Genomic DNA, 16,765 nt, shown 5'->3' with positions numbered 1-16,765 from the left:
GGTGCCGTCGCGACCGGGAGGCGGCTATTCCGGGAAGACGGCTTCCAGCAGCCGGTACAGCTCCGCGCGTTCCTCGCCCGAGAGCCTGTCCAGGGCCTGCTGGGTGCGGTGCATCGTCTCGCGGACGGTGTCGATGGTCCGCGCGCCCTCTTCCGTGAGGACGACGTTCTTGATCCGCCGGTCCTCGGGGTTGACCTCCCGCCGCACGAGGGCCCGCTTCTCCAGGCGGTCCACGATGCCGGTGATGTTGGACGCGTCACAGGCCAGGCTGGCGGCCAGGGAGCGCATCGAGGCGGGGGAGCGGCGCAGTACGCCCAGCGTCTTGGCCTGGCTGGCGGTGAGGTCGGACGCGGCGGACGCGGCCGTGAAGTCGGCGACGTGCGCGCTGAGTACATGCGCGAGCAGCTCGATGAGCTGGGTCTTGGTGGGGTGCGCTGGACCGGGTCCGGGGGCACCAGTGGCGTCCGGCATGCGGTCACAGTACTCCGCAAAGCTTGACTATCTCAATTGCCTGGGGCTACCTTCGGGCACTTACTTGAATTTCTCAAGCATGTAGATACTCAAGCATTGGCCTCCGGGCACACCGGTACGGCCTCACTCCCGGGAACACCTATGACCTCCACACACCCTCCGTCCTCCGCGCCCGGCCCCGCCGGATTCGGGCTCGTCCTGGTCCTGGGCCTCGCCGCCATGGTCGTCTCGATGATGCAGACGCTGGTGGTGCCCATCCTCGGCGTCATCCAGCGCGATCTGGGCACCAGCACCTCCGGCGTCAGCTGGGTCACCACCGCCACCCTCCTCTCCGCCGCCGTCTTCACCCCGCTGCTCGGCCGCTTCGGCGACCAGCACGGCAAGAAGCCGACCCTCGTGGGCGTCCTGGTGCTGCTGGCCGCAGGTTCCGTGCTGGCCGCGACGACCGACTCGCTGAGCCTGCTGATCGTGGCGCGCGTGCTGCAGGGCGCGGCCACCGCCATCTTCCCGCTCGCGCTGTCCGTGCTCCGCGAGGAGATCCCGCACGAGCGGCTGCACACCGCGATGGCCCTGGTCAGCGGCACGCTCGCGTTCGGCAGCGGCCTGGCGCTGGTCGGCGCCGGACTGCTGACGCAGGGCGCGCACCCCGACTACCACCGGGTCTTCTGGCTGGCCTGCGGCCTCGCCGTCCTCGCACTGATCGGGGTGCTGCTCGTCGTGCCCGCCTCGCGGCACCGCACCGGCGGACGTACCGACTGGCTCGGCGCCGCCGCCCTCGCCGCGATGCTGGTCCTCCTGCTGCTCCCCATCTCCCAGGGGCACGAGTGGGGCTGGACCTCCGGTCGTACGCTCGCGCTGTTCGCGGGCTCCGCCGTCACCGCCGGGCTGTGGGTCCTGATCGAACGCCGGGTCCGCGAGCCCATGGTCGACATGCGGATGTTCGTCCACCGCCCGGTGCTCTTCACCAACATCGCCGGGCTGCTGGTCGGCTTCGCGATGTTCGCGCAGTTCATCGGAGTGTCCTATCTGGTGCAGATGCCCGAAGAGCTCACCGGGTACGGCTTCGGTGCCTCCGTGCTGCGCGCCTCCGTCGAGTACCTGCTGCCCACCACACTCGTCTCGCTCGTCGCCGCACAATTCGGCGGCATGCTGGTGAGCCGGATCGGGGCGCGGCTCACCCTCGTCGCGGGCGCCGCGTTCGGCGTCACCGGCTTCGCCTGGCTGACCCTCCAGCACGACAGCACCCCGGACGTCATCCTCGCGGGAATGGTCGTCGGCGTCGCCATCAGCTTCGGCTACGCGGCGATGCCCGCCCTCATCGCGGCGGGCGTCCCGCACCACCAGAGCGGCATCGCGAACGGCATCAACTCCATCTCCCGGTCCGTCGGCAGCGCCGTCGCCAGCGCGGTGATCACCTCCCTGCTCGCCTCGAAGACCATCCAGCACCTCCCGGCCGGGACACCCCAACTGCCCGAGGAGAGCCAGTTCACGCTCAGCTTCGCGCTCGCCGGGGGAGCGTTCCTCCTGGTGGCCCTCGCCGCCCTGGTCGGGCTGGCGACCCGCCGTGCGGGCGCGCAGGAAGCACCCGTCCTCTCCGGCCCGGGCACCGGGAGCGTGCCGGAGCCGGCCGCCGCCCGGGCGCCGGCCCGCTGACGAGGCCCGACGCGGCCCCGGGAACCCCGCCCAGCACACCCAGCAGAGGAGACGACATGTCCCACCAGGAAGCCGACCGCGCCGCCCGCAGCCTTTCGCGGCCGTTCGGGGTCCGCGGACTCCACGTGCCCAACCGGATCGTCATGGCGCCCATGACCCGGCAGTTCTCCCCGGGCGGCGTCCCGGGGCCCGACGTGGCGCAGTACTACGCGCGACGGGCCGCCGCCGGAGTCGGGCTGATCGTCACGGAGGGCACCTACGTGGACCACGCCTCCGCCGGCACCAGCGACCGGGTGCCGCGGTTCCACGGGGACGACGCGCTCGCCGGCTGGTCGGAGGTGGTGGAAGCCGTGCACGGAGCGGGCGGGAAGATCATCCCGCAGCTGTGGCACGTGGGCGTCACCCGGACCCCGGGCGCCCCGCCCGTGCCGGACGCCGAGCCGGTGAGCCCCTCGGGGCTGTCCTTGCGGGGCGAGCCCAAGGGCCGCGCCATGACGCAGCAGGACCTCGACGACGTCGTCGCCGCGTTCGCCACCGCCGCGGCGGACGCCGAACGCCTCGGATTCGACGGCGTGGAACTGCACGGCGCCCACGGCTACCTCATCGACCAGTTCCTCTGGTCCTCCACCAACCGCCGCACCGACGCCTACGGGGGCGGCATCGCCTCCCGGACCCGCTTCGCCGCCGAGATCGTGGCCGCGTGCCGCAGCGCGGTGTCCGACTCCTTCCCTCTCTTCTTCCGGCTGTCCCAGTGGAAGACGGACAACTACGAGGCCAAGCTGGCCGAGACGCCGGTGGAGCTGGACACGCTGCTCACTCCGCTGGTCGAGGCCGGAGCCGACGCCTTCCACGCCTCCACCCGCCGCTACTGGCTGCCGGAGTTCGACGGCTCCGACCTCAACTTCGCCGGATGGGTGAAGAAGGTCAGCGGCAGGCCGGCCGTCACGGTCGGCTCGGTCGGCCTGGACGGCGAGTTCTTCGACCTCTTCCGGGGCAAGGGCTCGGGCGCCACCGGCATCGGGCAGCTGCTGGACCGCCTGGAGCGGGACGAGTTCGACCTCGTGGCGGTCGGCCGCGCGCTCCTCGCCGATCCCGAGTGGGCCGTCAAGACCCTGACCGGAAGGACCGCCGACATCGCCTCTCCCAGCGGGGAGGCGCTCAAGACGCTGCGCTGAGGGCCGGCCCGGCTGTGGTGGCCGGCCGCCCGCCCACGGCCCGCGGCCGGACGGCCGCGCCTCAGTAGCCGAAGGCGCGGGCCGTGTTGGCGGCCACGTGGCGGGCCAGCCGCTCCTCGTCCAGCTCCTTGGTCCGCGCCATGGCGCGGAGCGTCACCGGGATCAGGTAGGGCGCGTTGGGGCGGCCGCGGTAGGGCGCGGGAGTCAGGAACGGCGCGTCCGTCTCGACCAGCAGCAGTTCGGGCGGGACCACCGCGAGGGCGTCGCGCAGCGGCTGGGCGTTCTTGAACGTGATGTTCCCGGCGAAGGACATGAACCAGCCCTTGGCGGCGCACAGCCTCGCCATCTCCGCGTCCCCGGAGAAGCAGTGGAAGACGGTCCGCTCGGGGGCGCCCTCCTCCTCCAGGATGCGCAGCACGTCCGCGTGCGCCTCGCGGTCGTGGATGACCAGCGCCTTGTCCAGCCGCTTGGCGAGTTCGATGTGGGCGCGGAACGAGCGCTGCTGGGCGCCGACCCCCTCCGGGCCGGTGCGGAAGTAGTCCAGGCCGGTCTCGCCGACCGCCAGCACCTGGGGGAGGGCGGCGAGCTTCTCGATACCGGCGAGCGCCTCGTCCAGCGCTTCGTCGCCGCCCTCGTCGCTCAGCCGGGGAGCCTCGTTCGGGTGGAGCGCGACGGCGGCCCACACGTTCTGCCACGCTGCGGCCGTCTCGGCGGCCCAGCGGGAGCGCTCCAGGTCGCAGCCGACCTGGACGACCGTCGTCACGCCCACGGCGGCGGCCGCGGCGAGCGCGTCGGCGACGTCCGGCTCCTGCATGTCCAGGTGGGTGTGGGAGTCCGCGACCGGGAACGCGAGCGGCTCGGGCGGTGGCGGAGGTGCCTGTGCCGCCCGAGCCTTCGCGGTGTTCGTGGCCGCGGCCCCGGCCGCGGAGTGCGCTGCGTCGTCAGGGGTCGCGGAGGGGGACATACCGGCGATCATAGAACCCGCCGTCCCTCCGGTCCGCACCGAGGCGGAGCCCGGCGGGGGCCCCGGCTCGCGACCCGCGGCGCACGCCCTCAGTGGTGCGGGCGCGCCGCCTCGGCCTTGGAGACCCGCCCCGAGCGCATGATGCGGACGACATGTCCGTCACAAAAGCGGCACGTGGGCTTGGTGAGCGGCGAGGGGACGCGCTTGCCGTCCGCGTAATACACGACCAGGGGCCTGCCGTCGGTGTATTCGAGGTGCTGTATCTCGTAGTCCTGCTCCCACCCGTGCCCGCACTTCATGCAGGCGAACGAGTACGCCTCGTGCACCGTCTCCCGAGTCTGGTCGGCCAGGTCCGTGCTGTTGCCGCTCTCGTGCTTCATGGCAGCTCCTTCCTTCGGGCGGATACGCCCACTGCCAGTGCACTCCTCGCGGCCGCCGTCCGAAAGGCGGGACCCGGGGTTCTTTCTCTTCGTTTGTGGAGATTTTGGCCGAGCGTCAAGATGGCGGGCTTCCATGGGCATTCCCTTTGCGTATCCGCAAAAGTCCTTTACTCATATTTACCGCTCAATCGCGGATTCCCGTGCTCACCCGCGCGCCCGCCACCGCTCCCGCCGCGCACATCCGCAATTCGGCGCCCTTTTCCACGCCCGGCGCGCGTGCACCCGCGCCCCCGCGCTCCCCGACGCCGCCCCACCGAACGGTGGCCGCACCCGGTGCGGCCACCGCGGGCTATCCGCGCGGTCCGGCGTTCTTCGCGGCGACCACCGCGTCGAAGACCTCCCGCTTGGGCACCCCGGCGCCGCGGGCCACCTCCGCGATGGCCTCCTTGCGCTGCTGGCCCGCCGTCTCGCGCTCCGCGACCCGGCGCGCCAGTTCCGCCGCGTCCGCCTCGCCCGCCGCGGGCGGCTCGGCCCCCCGGACCACGACCGTGATCTCCCCGCGCACGCCCTCCGCGGCCCACTCGGCCAGCTCCGCCAGCGGGCCGCGCCGCACCTGCTCGTAGGTCTTGGTCAGCTCCCGGCACACCGCGGCCTCCCGCTCCGCGCCGAACACCTCGGCCATGGCGGTGAGCGTGGCCCGCAGCCGGTGCGGCGCCTCGAAGTACACCAGGGTGCGGCGCTCCTCGGCCGCCTCGCGCAGCCTGCCCCGCCGCTCGCCGGGCTTGCGCGGCAGGAACCCCTCGAAGCAGAACCGGTCCACCGGCAGCCCCGAGACCGCCAGCGCCGTCAGCACCGCGGAAGGGCCGGGGACCGCGGTCACCCGCACCCCGTGCCGCACGGCAGCGGCCACCAGCCGGTAGCCGGGGTCGGACACCGAGGGCATCCCCGCGTCGGTCACCAGCACCACCCGGGCACCGCCCGCCAGCGCCTCGGCCAGCTCCGGGGTGCGGGCGGCCTCGTTGCCCTCGAAGTAGGAGACGATCCGCCCGCCCGGCGCCACCCCCAGCGCCTGGGTCAGCCTGCGCAGCCGCCGGGTGTCCTCGGCGGCGACGATGTCGGCGGCGGTCAGCTCGGCCGCGAGGCGCGGCGGGGCGTCGGAAGGGTCGCCGATGGGAGTCCCGGCGAGGACGAGCGTTCCAGTCACCCGTCCATCCTCGCAGCGTCACCCGTCCGATCCCGCAGCGGTGACGCGGCGGCACACGCCGCCCCGGCGGTCCCTACGATGGCCCGCGTGACGACCAGTGACACCGTGGGCGACGCCGACCGCAGGCAGGACGGGCCCGGCAGCCCGGGCTGCGAGGGCAGCGCCGGGGACGAGGGCGGCCCGCCGCCGCTCCCCCGGTGGCAGGTGCGGCTGCGCCGCTTCGGCTACGCGGCCCGGCCGCGCGCCGGTGTCCGCGAACGCCTCACGCCGCCGTTCCCGGCGCCGGATCCGCGGCTGGGCGCGGTCTTCGGACTGGGCCCCGAGGTGTCGCTGCGGCTGGCGCGCTGGGCATCCTGGGGCGGCCCGCTGCTGGTCGCGCTCCTCGCCGGAGCCCTGCGGTTCTGGCAGCTCGGCTCGCCGCACGCCGTCATATTCGACGAGACGTACTACGCCAAGGACGCCTGGTCGCTGATCCACTTCGGGTACGAGGGGACCTGGCCGGACAACGCCAACGAGCGCATCCTGGGCGATCCGCAGCGCATCCCGCTCTCGCCGGAGGGCTCCTACGTCGTCCACCCGACCGTCGGGAAGTGGGTGATCGGGCTCGGCGAGGCCGTCTTCGGGCTCGACCCGTTCGGCTGGCGGTTCATGACGGCGCTGCTGGGCACCCTCTCGGTGCTGATGCTGTGCCGCATCGGGCGCCGGCTGTTCCGCTCCACGGCGCTGGGCTGCCTGGCGGGTGCCCTGATGGCCGTGGACGGGCTGCACTTCGTGATGAGCCGGGTCGCGCTGCTGGACCTGGTGGTGATGTTCTGGGTGCTGGCCGCGTTCGGCTGCCTGCTCGTCGACCGCGACAGATCCAGGGAACGGCTCGCGGCCCGGTTGCCGCGGGCCGGTACCGACGCGGGCGACGGCAGCGGCGCTCCGCTGCCCGACGCGACCGTGGCGGACCGGGCGCGACTGGGCTGGCGGCCGTGGCGGCTGGCGGCCGGGGTGTGCCTGGGGCTGGCCTGCGCCACCAAGTGGAACGGCCTGTACGTGCTGGCCGCGTTCGGGCTGCTGACCGTCCTGTGGGACATGGGGGCACGCCGCACCGCGGGCGCCTCCCGCCCGGTGCCGGCCATGCTCACCAGGGACGCGGTGCCCGCGTTCCTCTCCCTGCCCTGCGTCGCGGTGGCCACCTACATCGCCTCCTGGACGGGCTGGTTCGCCACCTCCGGCGGCTACTTCCGGAACTGGGCGGACGAGCAGGGCGCCGCCGGCCCGTGGGGCTGGCTGCCGGGACCGCTGCGCAGCCTGTGGCACTACGAGAGCGAGGTCTACGACTTCCACGTCAACCTCACCTCCGGGCACACCTACCAGTCGAACCCGTGGAGCTGGCTGGTCCTGGGCCGTCCCGTCTCCTACTTCTACGAGTCGCCCGAGGCGGGCTCCGACGGCTGCACCGACAAAGCCGAGGGCTGCGCCCGCGAAGTCCTGGCGCTGGGCACCCCGGTGCTGTGGTGGGCCGCCTGCGCGGCGCTCCTGTACGTCGGGTACCGCTGGCTGCTGCGCCGCGACTGGCGGGCGGGCGCGATCCTGTGCGGTGTCGCCGCCGGCTACCTGCCCTGGTTCCTCTACCAGGAGCGCACCATCTTCCTGTTCTACGCCGTGGTGTTCCTCCCTTTCCTGTGCCTCGGGCTGGCGATGGCGGCCGGGGCGCTGACCGGGCCGCCGGGTGCGGACGACAGACGGCGCACCCTGGGTGTGGTCGGGGTCGGCGTGGTGGGGCTGCTGATCGTGTGGAACTTCGTCTACTTCTGGCCCATCTACACCGGGCAGACGATTCCGCTGGGCGAGTGGCGGCACCGGATGTGGCTGGACTCCTGGATCTGACCTGAAGTGGGCGTTTTCCGACCGGAAACGACTGTCGAGTGAACTGGCAGATCACGAAAACGCTCAGCGAAGATCGCGATTCGGACACAAGCCCGTGATACGGAACCGATCGCCCCGCGCTGCTCGTCTGCCCCAGGGGCCGCGGCTGCGCGGCCCCGAGGGGCGGCGGTTCCGTTCCTCGGTCCGGACCGCCGGGAACCGGCGGAATCCGGGCCACACGGGGAAGCAGAACACCGGCAGAAGGGGCTGAACGGGCACACGGGGGCACGTTCTGTCATGGACGTGCTCTAGGGTGCCTCGCGTCAGGACTTCGGCCGGCAGACCGGGCCAAGGCGGGTGGAGGGGCAGAACGCGGATGCGCGACACACAGAAGATGGCCGTGATCGGCGGGGTCGCCGCCGCCGTCGTCGGGCTCGCCGGCGTCGGCGTCTACGCCCTCGTCGGCAGCGACGGCGAGGAGGCCCAGAGCACCGTCGCCGCGGACAGCAAGGCGGCCGAGGCCAAGAAGGGTCCGCTCAGCGCGGCCGAAGTGCGCACCGCCGCCAAGGAATTCCTGAGCGCCTGGGCCGAGGGCGACACCAAGAAGGCCGCCGCGCTGACCGACGACTCCGCAGCGGCCGCCAAGGCGCTCGGCGCCTTCCGCAGCAAGGCCCACGTCTCCAAGGTCACGGCCACCCCCGAGGCGGCCGACGGCGAGAAGGTGCCCTTCGACGTCACCGCGCGGGTCGCCTACGGCAAGAAGGACGCCGCCTGGAAGTACGACTCGGCACTGAAGATCGTCCGGGCCGCGAAGACCGGCGAGCCGGTGGTCGAGTGGCAGCCGGCCGTGCTGCACCCCAAGCTCAAGGACGGCCGGACCATCGTCACCGACGAGTCGGGCACCCCGCCCGTCACCGCCGTGGACCGGGACGGCTCGCCGCTCAGCGCCGAGGACCACCCCGCCCTCGCCGGGGTGATCCGCGACATCGGCAAGCGCTACGGCGACAAGACCGAGGGCTCCCCGGGCGTGCAGACGCGCCTCGTCGACGCCAAGGGCAAGACCGACACCGTGCTGCGCCAGCTCTCCGAGCCCACGCCCGGAAAGCTGAAGACGACCATCGACGCCGGGGCGCAGCGCGCGGCCGAGGCCGCCGTCAAGGGCAAGAAGAAGGCCTCCGTGGTCGCCGTCAAGCCCAGCACCGGCGAGATCCTGGCCATCGCCAACTCCCCCGCCAAGGGCTTCAACAGCGCCCTGCAGGGCTCGCTGGCCCCCGGCTCCACCATGAAGGTCGTCTCCAGCGCCATGCTGCTCGACAAGGGCCTCGCCTCGCCCGGCAAGACCCATCCGTGCCCCAAGTACTTCACGTACGGCGGCTGGAAGTTCCACAACGACGACAACTTCGAGATCAAGCACGGCACCTTCGCGCAGAGCTTCGCCCGGTCCTGCAACACCGCCTTCATCAGCCAGGCGCCCGAACTGAAGGACGACGACCTCACCAAGGAGGCCCGGGACGTCTTCGGCATCGGGCTCAACTGGAAGACCGGCACCACCACCTTCGACGGCCGGGTCCCGGTCCAGTCGGATGCCCAGATGGCGGCCTCGCTCATGGGCCAGGGCGGGGTGCGGATGAACCCGCTCAACATGGCGTCCGTCTCCGCCACCGTGCAGAACGGCACCTTCCGGCAGCCGTACGTGGTGCCCCCGTCGGTCGACGACCGCACCCTCGCCAAGGCGCCGCGCACCATGAAGCCCGGCGTGCACAAGGACCTCAAGTCCCTGATGAAGGTCACCGCCACCGGTGGCACCGCGGCCCAGCCGATGGCCGGGATGAGCGGGGACTTCGGAGCGAAGACCGGCTCAGCGGAGGTCGACGGACAGAAGAAGCCGAACGCCTGGTTCACCGCGTACTCGGGTGACGCCGCCGCGGCGGCCGTCGTACCCGCCTCCGGGCACGGCAACGAGAACGCCGGCCCGATCGTGCGCAAGGTGCTGGACGCCGCCCGCGGCTGAGGCCGCGCCGCCCGCCCCGGCCGGTACGGCACCGCCGTACCGGCCGGCGGGCACTCCGCCGCCCGGGCCGCTCCGGCACCGCCGCCGCCGGGCCCGTGCCGCACCGCCGCCGCCGAACCCGGGCACCCCGGTAAAGGCGCTGATCAACGCGGCGGTAGCGTCCTGTGCATGACGCATCGACTCCGTGACCGCGCCGCCTGCGGCAGCGCAGGGTGACCCCGATAGTCGTCGCCGCGGTGCTGGCCGCGGCGCTCACCCACGCCACCTGGAACGCGCTGGCGCACGGCATCCGCGACCAGTTGCTCGCCTTCACCCTGGTCGGCAGTGGCGGTGCGCTGTGCGGCGCCGCGCTGGCCTGCTTCGCCCCGCTCCCGGCCGCCGAGGCCTGGCCGCCGCTGCTGTTCTCGGCGGCGCTGCACGTCGTCTACCAGGCGCTGCTGATGCGCTCCTTCCGGATGGGCGAGTTCGGGCAGATGTACCCCATCGCCCGGGGGACGGCGCCGCTCGTGGTGACGGTGCTCGCGGCCGTCTTCGTGCACGAGATGCCGGACGGATGGCAGCTGGCCGGGGTGCTGCTGGCCTCCGCCGGGCTGGTCGGCGTGGCGCTGTGGGGACTGCGCGGTGCGGGGCGCTCCCCGGAATCGGGCTCCGGTGATGCGGCCTCCGGCCCCGGGGAAGCGGGCACCGGCTCCGGTGATGCGGCCTCCGGGCCCGGTGAGGCGGCTTCCGGTTCCGGCACGGGTGCCGGCCCGCAGTGGCCCGCGCTGACCGCCGCCGTGTGCACGGGCCTGGCCATCGCGTCGTACACCGTCGTGGACGGGGTGGGCGTGCGGGCCGCGGGCAGCCCGCTGGGCTACATCGCCTGGCTGATGCTGCTGGAGGGGCTGGCCATCCCGGTCTGGGCCCTGCTCACCCGCCGTCGCGCCCTGGTCGCTGGGCTGCGCCCGGTTGCCCTGCGCGGGCTGCTGGGCGGGGCGCTGTCGGTGCTGGCCTACGGGCTGGTGCTGTGGGCGCAGACCCGGGCACCGCTGGCACCGGTGGCGGCGCTGCGGGAGTCGTCGATCATCGCCGGGGCCGCGATCGGCGCCCTCTTCTTCAAGGAGCGTTTCGGCTGGCCCAGGACCGCCGCGAGCGTGCTGATGGTGGGCGGCATAGCGCTGATGCTGCACGGCACCTGAGCCCCGGGGTACGGCGCCCGTGCGGGCCCGTCCCCGGCGGTCCCGCCCGCGGGGACCCGGCCGCTGCTCGGCGGCGGCCGGGACGGAGCTACCCTGGTGGCTGGCCCCCAACAGGAGAGTGATGGCTGGTAACCGCGTCAACCTCGTCAACATGGAAACCGTCGACAAGGTGCACGGCACCCGCGCCCTCCTCGACACCGTCTCGCTGGGCGTCAACGAGGCGGACAAGATCGGAGTCGTGGGCCGCAACGGCGACGGCAAGACCACCCTGATCAAGGTGCTGGCCCGCGAGGAGGAACCGGACGCGGGCCGGGTCACCCACGCGGGAGGGCTGCGGGTCGGCGTGCTGACGCAGCACGACTCCCTCGACCCGCGGGCCACCGTCCGGCACGAGGTGGTCGGCGACCTGGCCGACCACGAGTGGGCGGGCGTCCCGCGGATCCGCGACGTGCTCACCGGGCTGTTCGGCGGCCTGGACCTGCCCGGCTTCCCGCAGGGCCTGGACACCGTGATCGGCCCGCTCTCCGGCGGTGAGCGCCGCCGGATCGCGCTCGCCAAGCTGCTCATCGCCGAGCAGGACCTGATCGTGCTGGACGAGCCGACCAACCACCTCGACGTGGAGGGCATCTCCTGGCTCGCCGGGCACCTGCGTGCCCGCCGCTCCGCGCTGGTGTGCGTCACCCACGACCGCTGGTTCCTCGACCAGGTCGCCACCCGCATGTGGGACGTGCAGCGCGGTGCGGTGCACGAGTACGAGGGCGGCTACTCCGACTATGTCTTCGCCCGCGCCGAGCGGGAGCGCATCGCCGCGCAGGAGGAGTCCAAGCGGCAGAACCTGATGCGCAAGGAGCTGGCCTGGCTGCGGCGCGGCGCCCCGGCCCGCACCAGCAAGCCGCGCTTCCGGATCGAGGCGGCGAACGCGCTGATCGAGGGCGAGCCGCCGCCCCGGGACAGCCAGGAACTGATGCGCTTCGCCAACTCCCGGCTGGGCAAGACGGTCTTCGACCTGGAGGGCGTCACCGTGCAGGCCGGGCCGAAGCTGTTGCTCAAACAGCTCACCTGGCAGCTGGGCCCCGGTGACCGGATCGGCCTGGTGGGCGTCAACGGCGCGGGCAAGACCTCGCTGCTGCGTGCCCTGGCCGACACCGCCGCCACCGGAGGTGAACAGCCCTCGCCGCTGGTCACCGAGGGGCGGATCAAAGTCGGCAGGACGGTGAAGCTGGCCTACCTCTCCCAGGAGGTCGCCGAACCGGACCCGGCGCTGCGGGTTCTGGAGGCGGTGGAAGCCGTCCGCTCCCGCATCGATCTGGGCAAGGGGCGGGAGATGACGGCCTCGCAGCTGTGCGAGCGGTTCGGCTTCGCCAAGGAGAAGCAGTGGACGCCGGTGGGCGACCTCTCCGGCGGCGAGCGGCGGCGGCTGCAGATCCTGCGGCTGCTGATGGACGAGCCCAACGTCCTCTTCCTGGACGAGCCGACCAACGACCTGGACATCGAGACCCTCACCCAGCTCGAGGACCTGCTGGACGGCTGGCCCGGCTCGCTGGTGGTCATCTCGCACGACCGGTACTTCGTCGAGCGCACCACCGATCGCGTCTACGCGCTGCTGGGCGACGCCACCCTGCGGATGCTGCCGCGGGGCATCGACGAGTATCTGGAGCGCCGGGCCCGGATGGAGACCGCGGCCGCCGCGTCGGCGCCCGCCGCCGCCGCGGACCGGACCGGGGGCGGGGCGGACCGGTCGACCAAGGAGCCGGCCAAGCCCGCGGCGCTCTCCCGCGCTGCGCACAAGGAGATGCAGCGGATCGAGCGCCAGTTGGAGAAGGCGGAGCAGCGCGAGGCGGCCCTGCACGCCGAGATGGCCGAGCACGCGACCGACTTCGAGCGAGTGGCGGGGCTGGACGGCGAACTGCGCGAGGTGCGCGAGAAGCGCGAGGAGTTGGAGATGCGCTGGCTGGAATTGGCCGATAGCGAAGGTGCATGACAACTCCGCCGGGGGCGGTGGTAGAAAGGGGCGCCCTGCTCCTTCCTGAGGAACCGCGATGACACAGCCGCCGCCCCCACCGCCCGGTCAGCCTCCCCAGGGTGGCTGGAATCCACCCGCGCAGCCGCCACCGCCGCAGGCACCGCCACTGCAGCACACGTCACCGCAGCAGCAACCGTCGGCACCGCAGCAGCCGCCGGTACCTCCCGCCGCACCGCCGACCGGACCGGGCTTCGGCCAGGCGCCGTACGGCGGTTACCCGTCCGCTCCGCAGATGCCACCTCCGCCGCCGGGGGCCGGCGGATCGTTCACGCCGCGCGGCCGCAGCCCCAAGGCGGTCCGTATCCTCGCGGCGGTGGTCGCCGTGGTGCTGGTCGCGGGTGGCATATGGCTGTTCTCCTCCGGCGGCGAGGACGACAAGGGCGGCGGGGGCTCCCAGGCGGGCGTCCCGGGCGGCAGCCACGCGAAGCAGCTCTTCTCGCTCGAACAGCCGAACACGCACGTCAAGGACACCCAGGGCGCCGGCGGGAGCTGGGCCACCGAGAAGATCTACGCCAAGTCCTCGATCAACGCGATCGAGGGATACCGGATGAACGGCGAACGCGCCTGGCGCATCCCGCTGGGCGGCCCGGTCTGCGCGGCGTCGCCGCACATGACCGACGACCACCGCACTGCTGTCGCCTTCGAGAAGGGGAGCGGCGGTTGCAACTCCGTCGCCGTCTTCGACGTCGACACCGGCAAGAAGCTGTGGGACCAGCCCATCCCCATCGGCAGGACCATCTTCGGCGGCGGCGACGTGAACCTGACCGTCGCCCAGGACACTGTCGCGCTCTCCTGGATCGGCGGCTTCGCCGCCTTCCCGATCGAGGGCGGTGACCCGCTGTGGAAGAGCAAGGAGACCGGGGAGACCTGCGAGCACAGCCGGTACGGCGGCGGCGCCCGGCTGCTGGTGGTCCTGGAGTGCGACGAGTCGCTGACGGTCAACCAGCTCGACCCCAAGACCGGCCACTCCACCTGGGACATGCGGCTGCCCCACAATCTGAAGGACGGGCGCGCCATTCGCATCGTGGACACCGATCCGATCGTGCTGCTGCTGGGCATCGGCGACGCATCGGAGTCGGAGGTCATGACGATCGATGACAACGGCTCGATCGCCGCCACCTTCAGTCTCGGCGACCGCTACGAACCGGGCTGCGGCATCGGCGACCTGGGCAGCGAGGCGTGCTTCAACGTCGTGGCGACCGAGGACATGGTCTACATCGCCACCAAGGAGCACTCGGGCAAGAGCGACGACTCCCTGTCCCGCACCAACGAGGTCATGGGTTTCGGCTTCCACAGCGGCGAGCCGAAGTGGAAGTCCAGCGCGGGCGAGGGCCGCACGGTGTTTCCCATCGGGACCCGGGGCGACAAGGCGATCGCATACGTGACCCCCACCTACGACAAGGGCGGCCAGGTCGTCAGCGTGTCCCCGGGGGACGGTGAGCAGCACGGGCTGCTGCGGCTGCCGGACGAAACCGCCGAGCAGCAGAGCGGCTTCCGGGTGCCGACGATGAGCCGGAGCGCCCCCGCGCTCTACGTGGGCGGCCGGCTCTTCCTGCAACGGAGCCTGCTGTACGGGAAGAACGACACCGACGCCAAGGAGGAGGCGCCACTGGCCATGGGGTTCGGTACCGGACGGTGACGGAACCGGGATCCGGGTCCCGGGAGTCCGGTGGTAGAAAGAATGTCCGCTCAGCAGTCTGCCGATGGTGGGCCATGATGTCCGATTCGCTCGGCCCTACGGGGGTTTGAGGCGCCGGGCGCGCGGTCTGCCCGTACCAAGGGAATGTCATGTCGCAGCCGCCTCCGCCACCGAGCCAGCCGCCGTCCGGGGGCTTCGGCGCACCGCAGGAGCCCCCGCGTGATCCGCAGGGGCAGCCGGCCTACGGCTATCCGCAGCAGCCCGGACAGCCGCCTCAGCAGCCGCCGCAGCCCCCGCAGTCGCCACCGCCGGGCGGCTACGGCTATCCGCAGCAGCCGGGCCCGCCCGGTCCGCCGGGACCGCCGCCGGCGCCGCCCGGCCCGCCGCCCGGCCCGCCCGGGCCCGCCGGTCCGCCGGCCGACGGCCAGCACGGCGCGCCCACCATGGCCTACGGCCAGCCGGCGGCGCCCTACGGCCAGCCCGGCCCCTACGGCCAGCAGCCGCCGCCCGGGTACCAGGGGCCAGGAGGCCCCGGCGGTCCCGGCGGTCCCGGCGGGCCCGGCGGGCCCGGGGGCGGCAAGAAGAACACCAAGCTCATCGCCCTGATCGCGGCTGCCGTCGCGGTGGTGCTGATCGCCGGTGCGGGCGTGTTCCTGTTCACTCGCGGTGACGACGAGGGCGGGAAGAAGGACGAGTCCAAGGGCAGTTCGCAGAAGTCCAAGGGCGACGGTCTGGAGACCAAGCCCAAGAGCACCAAGGGCGGCGAGCTGTTCAACATCCAGGACCCCAAGGTCAAGGACTACACCAAGGTTCCCGGAGTCTGGGCCACGGACAAGGTGTTCGCCAAGGTCTCCGTCAAGGAACTCCTGATCGTGGACCTCAAGACGGACGAGCAGAAGTCGCCGGTGTCGCTGAAGGGCGAGGTGTGCAGCGCCTCGAACGGCATGACGAAGCGCCACGAGGTGGCCATGGTCGTGCGCGAGACGATCTCCAGCAACGCCTCCTGCAACCGGATGGTCGCGGTCGACCTGGACACCGGGAAGATCGTCATGGACGAGAAGATGTCCGGCGCCAAGGACGAGTCGTCCAACGACAACGTGGCCATCAGCGGCGACACCGTGGCCACCGCGTGGATCGGCGGCTCCGCCGCCTACGACATCCCCTCGGGCAAGCAGCTGTGGAAGAGCAAGTCGAGCAACTGCCGCGACGAGGGGTACTCGGGCGGCAAGGAGCTGTACGCGGTCACCGAGTGCGGCAGCTTCTCCAAGCCGCAGATCAGCGTGCAGCGGCTCGACCCGAAGAACAAGGGGAAGGCCACCTGGAAGTTCGACGTGCCCAAGGGCGCGAAGAACGTACGGATCGCCTCCACCGATCCGCTCGTCCTGGTGGTCGGCGCCGGGAGCGAACTCACCAGCGACGTCATGACGGTCGGTGAGGACAAGAAGCTCAAGGCCCGGATCTCGATCGACGACAACTACGTCCGGCCCTGCGGCGTCGAGGTCGACAGCTGCTACAACATCGCGGTGGGCAAGGACACCGTCTACCTCGCGACGGAGGAGCACAGCGGCAAGGCCGAGTACGGCCGGACCAACGAGATCATGGCGTTCGACTTCGACAGCGGGCACACCAAGTGGAAGGCCGAGGCCGGGGAGAAGCGCAGCTTCGTGCCGATCCGGATGGACGGCCCCAACCTCCTCGCCTACAAGCTGCCGGACTACGACGCGGGCGGCGAGGTCGTCAGCATCGAGCCCGGCAAGGGGAAGCAGACGCTGCTGCTGAAGATGCCGCGGGTCGAGCAGGGCGAGGGCGAGCAGGCGTTCAACATCAGTGCGAGCAGCCTGCGGGAGCCGCTGCGCTTCCAGAACGGCAAGCTCTTCCTGAGCTCCTCGACCGTCTCCAAGCCCGACAGCAACTACGACGACCCCTTCGACAAGCTGGCGGCCGGTTTCGGTCCGCAGTGAGTCCGCCGGACCCCCGCGCGGCGGCGCAGCCGCGGTGCGGGGCCGGGGAACCGTCCCCGTCCTGACCGGCCCCCGACGGCCCGCCACGGCACACGTGGCGGGCCGTCGGCCGTTCCGGGGGCCGTGTTCAAGCCCTCCCTTGGGGATTTCAGCCCGTAAGGGGCGCGGAACGCCGAGTGAGCGTGTAGCTTCCCGGGGAACAGGAGACGGGCTGCGCTGGGGGGTGCGGGGCCATCCGTAGCGTGTGTGGGG

The 16,765-nt window shown here is 72.3% G+C and carries 12 protein-coding genes; 8 read left to right on the top strand and 4 right to left on the bottom strand.

All coding sequences use genetic code 11. From position 1 onward, the window contains the following. Window positions 1-24: 24 nt before the first annotated feature. Window positions 25-471: a MarR family transcriptional regulator gene (locus ACFYMO_RS25105; protein WP_366773621.1), complete on the bottom strand. Its 447-nt coding sequence runs from the start codon at window positions 469-471 to the stop codon at window positions 25-27. A 141-nt stretch (window positions 472-612) separates the two neighbouring features. On the opposite strand from ACFYMO_RS25105, the gene ACFYMO_RS25100 reads away from it, so the two are divergent. Together ACFYMO_RS25100 and ACFYMO_RS25095 are read left to right on the top strand one after the other, a co-directional pair. Continuing rightward, window positions 613-2,124, top strand: coding sequence for an MFS transporter (locus ACFYMO_RS25100; protein WP_388549066.1), 1,512 nt, complete (start codon window positions 613-615; stop codon window positions 2,122-2,124). Between the two features lie 56 nt (window positions 2,125-2,180). After that, window positions 2,181-3,299: an NADH:flavin oxidoreductase gene (locus ACFYMO_RS25095; RefSeq protein ID WP_366773619.1), complete on the top strand. Its 1,119-nt coding sequence runs from the start codon at window positions 2,181-2,183 to the stop codon at window positions 3,297-3,299. Window positions 3,300-3,360: 61 nt separating this feature from the next. On the opposite strand, the gene ACFYMO_RS25090 is transcribed toward ACFYMO_RS25095, so the two are convergent. The 3 genes from ACFYMO_RS25090 to rsmI all read right to left on the bottom strand — a co-directional run bounded on the left by ACFYMO_RS25090 (window position 3,361) and on the right by rsmI (window position 5,847). Further along, the gene (locus ACFYMO_RS25090) at window positions 3,361-4,263 is read right to left on the bottom strand and encodes a TatD family hydrolase (protein WP_388549063.1); all 903 of its coding nucleotides are present in this window, start codon (window positions 4,261-4,263) and stop codon (window positions 3,361-3,363) included. Between the two features lie 89 nt (window positions 4,264-4,352). Next, window positions 4,353-4,643 carry a hypothetical protein gene (locus tag ACFYMO_RS25085; RefSeq protein WP_388549060.1) on the bottom strand — a complete coding sequence of 97 codons (291 nt, stop codon included), beginning with the start codon at window positions 4,641-4,643 and terminating at the stop codon, window positions 4,353-4,355. Between the two features lie 349 nt (window positions 4,644-4,992). Next, complete coding sequence (rsmI, locus tag ACFYMO_RS25080; RefSeq protein WP_388549057.1) at window positions 4,993-5,847, bottom strand: 16S rRNA (cytidine(1402)-2'-O)-methyltransferase; 855 nt, start codon at window positions 5,845-5,847, stop codon at window positions 4,993-4,995. A 78-nt stretch (window positions 5,848-5,925) separates the two neighbouring features. Between rsmI and ACFYMO_RS25075 the strand changes: the two genes are divergently transcribed. The 6 genes from ACFYMO_RS25075 (at window position 5,926) to ACFYMO_RS25050 (ending at window position 16,513) form a co-directional block, all read left to right on the top strand. Beyond that, window positions 5,926-7,722 carry a phospholipid carrier-dependent glycosyltransferase gene (locus tag ACFYMO_RS25075; RefSeq protein WP_366773616.1) on the top strand — a complete coding sequence of 599 codons (1,797 nt, stop codon included), beginning with the start codon at window positions 5,926-5,928 and terminating at the stop codon, window positions 7,720-7,722. 355 nt (window positions 7,723-8,077) lie between these two features. Next, window positions 8,078-9,712, top strand: coding sequence for a penicillin-binding transpeptidase domain-containing protein (locus tag ACFYMO_RS25070; protein ID WP_366773615.1), 1,635 nt, complete (start codon window positions 8,078-8,080; stop codon window positions 9,710-9,712). A 212-nt stretch (window positions 9,713-9,924) separates the two neighbouring features. Beyond that, entirely contained in the window at window positions 9,925-10,890 is a 966-nt protein-coding gene (locus tag ACFYMO_RS25065) for a DMT family transporter (protein ID WP_366773614.1), read from the top strand. Between the two features lie 121 nt (window positions 10,891-11,011). Further along, complete coding sequence (locus ACFYMO_RS25060) at window positions 11,012-12,871, top strand: ABC-F family ATP-binding cassette domain-containing protein (protein WP_388549052.1); 1,860 nt, start codon at window positions 11,012-11,014, stop codon at window positions 12,869-12,871. 274 nt (window positions 12,872-13,145) lie between these two features. After that, entirely contained in the window at window positions 13,146-14,552 is a 1,407-nt protein-coding gene (locus tag ACFYMO_RS25055; RefSeq protein ID WP_366773612.1) for a PQQ-binding-like beta-propeller repeat protein, read from the top strand. Window positions 14,553-14,701: 149 nt separating this feature from the next. Next, window positions 14,702-16,513, top strand: a complete 1,812-nt coding sequence (locus ACFYMO_RS25050) for a hypothetical protein (RefSeq protein WP_388549049.1) — start codon at window positions 14,702-14,704, stop codon at window positions 16,511-16,513. The last annotated feature ends 252 nt before the right edge of the window (window positions 16,514-16,765 follow it).

It is taken from the genome of Streptomyces sp. NPDC007025 (genome assembly GCF_042869455.1).
Taxonomy (GTDB): domain Bacteria; phylum Actinomycetota; class Actinomycetes; order Streptomycetales; family Streptomycetaceae; genus Streptomyces.
Note: the sequence above shows the minus strand (reverse complement) of the source record. Positions and strands in the feature narration are given on the sequence as shown.

What these genes read in the sequence shown, in the direction of transcription:
- ACFYMO_RS25105 (WP_366773621.1), bottom strand. Translation starts at nt 471, where the DNA reads ATGCCGGACGCCACTGGTGCCCCCGGACCCGGTCCAGCGCACCCCACC.
- ACFYMO_RS25100 (WP_388549066.1), top strand. Translation starts at nt 613, where the DNA reads ATGACCTCCACACACCCTCCGTCCTCCGCGCCCGGCCCCGCCGGATTC.
- ACFYMO_RS25095 (WP_366773619.1), top strand. Translation starts at nt 2,181, where the DNA reads ATGTCCCACCAGGAAGCCGACCGCGCCGCCCGCAGCCTTTCGCGGCCG.
- ACFYMO_RS25090 (WP_388549063.1), bottom strand. Translation starts at nt 4,263, where the DNA reads ATGTCCCCCTCCGCGACCCCTGACGACGCAGCGCACTCCGCGGCCGGG.
- ACFYMO_RS25085 (WP_388549060.1), bottom strand. Translation starts at nt 4,643, where the DNA reads ATGAAGCACGAGAGCGGCAACAGCACGGACCTGGCCGACCAGACTCGG.
- ACFYMO_RS25075 (WP_366773616.1), top strand. Translation starts at nt 5,926, where the DNA reads ATGGCCCGCGTGACGACCAGTGACACCGTGGGCGACGCCGACCGCAGG.
- ACFYMO_RS25070 (WP_366773615.1), top strand. Translation starts at nt 8,078, where the DNA reads ATGCGCGACACACAGAAGATGGCCGTGATCGGCGGGGTCGCCGCCGCC.
- ACFYMO_RS25060 (WP_388549052.1), top strand. Translation starts at nt 11,012, where the DNA reads ATGGCTGGTAACCGCGTCAACCTCGTCAACATGGAAACCGTCGACAAG.
- ACFYMO_RS25055 (WP_366773612.1), top strand. Translation starts at nt 13,146, where the DNA reads ATGCCACCTCCGCCGCCGGGGGCCGGCGGATCGTTCACGCCGCGCGGC.
- ACFYMO_RS25050 (WP_388549049.1), top strand. Translation starts at nt 14,702, where the DNA reads ATGTCGCAGCCGCCTCCGCCACCGAGCCAGCCGCCGTCCGGGGGCTTC.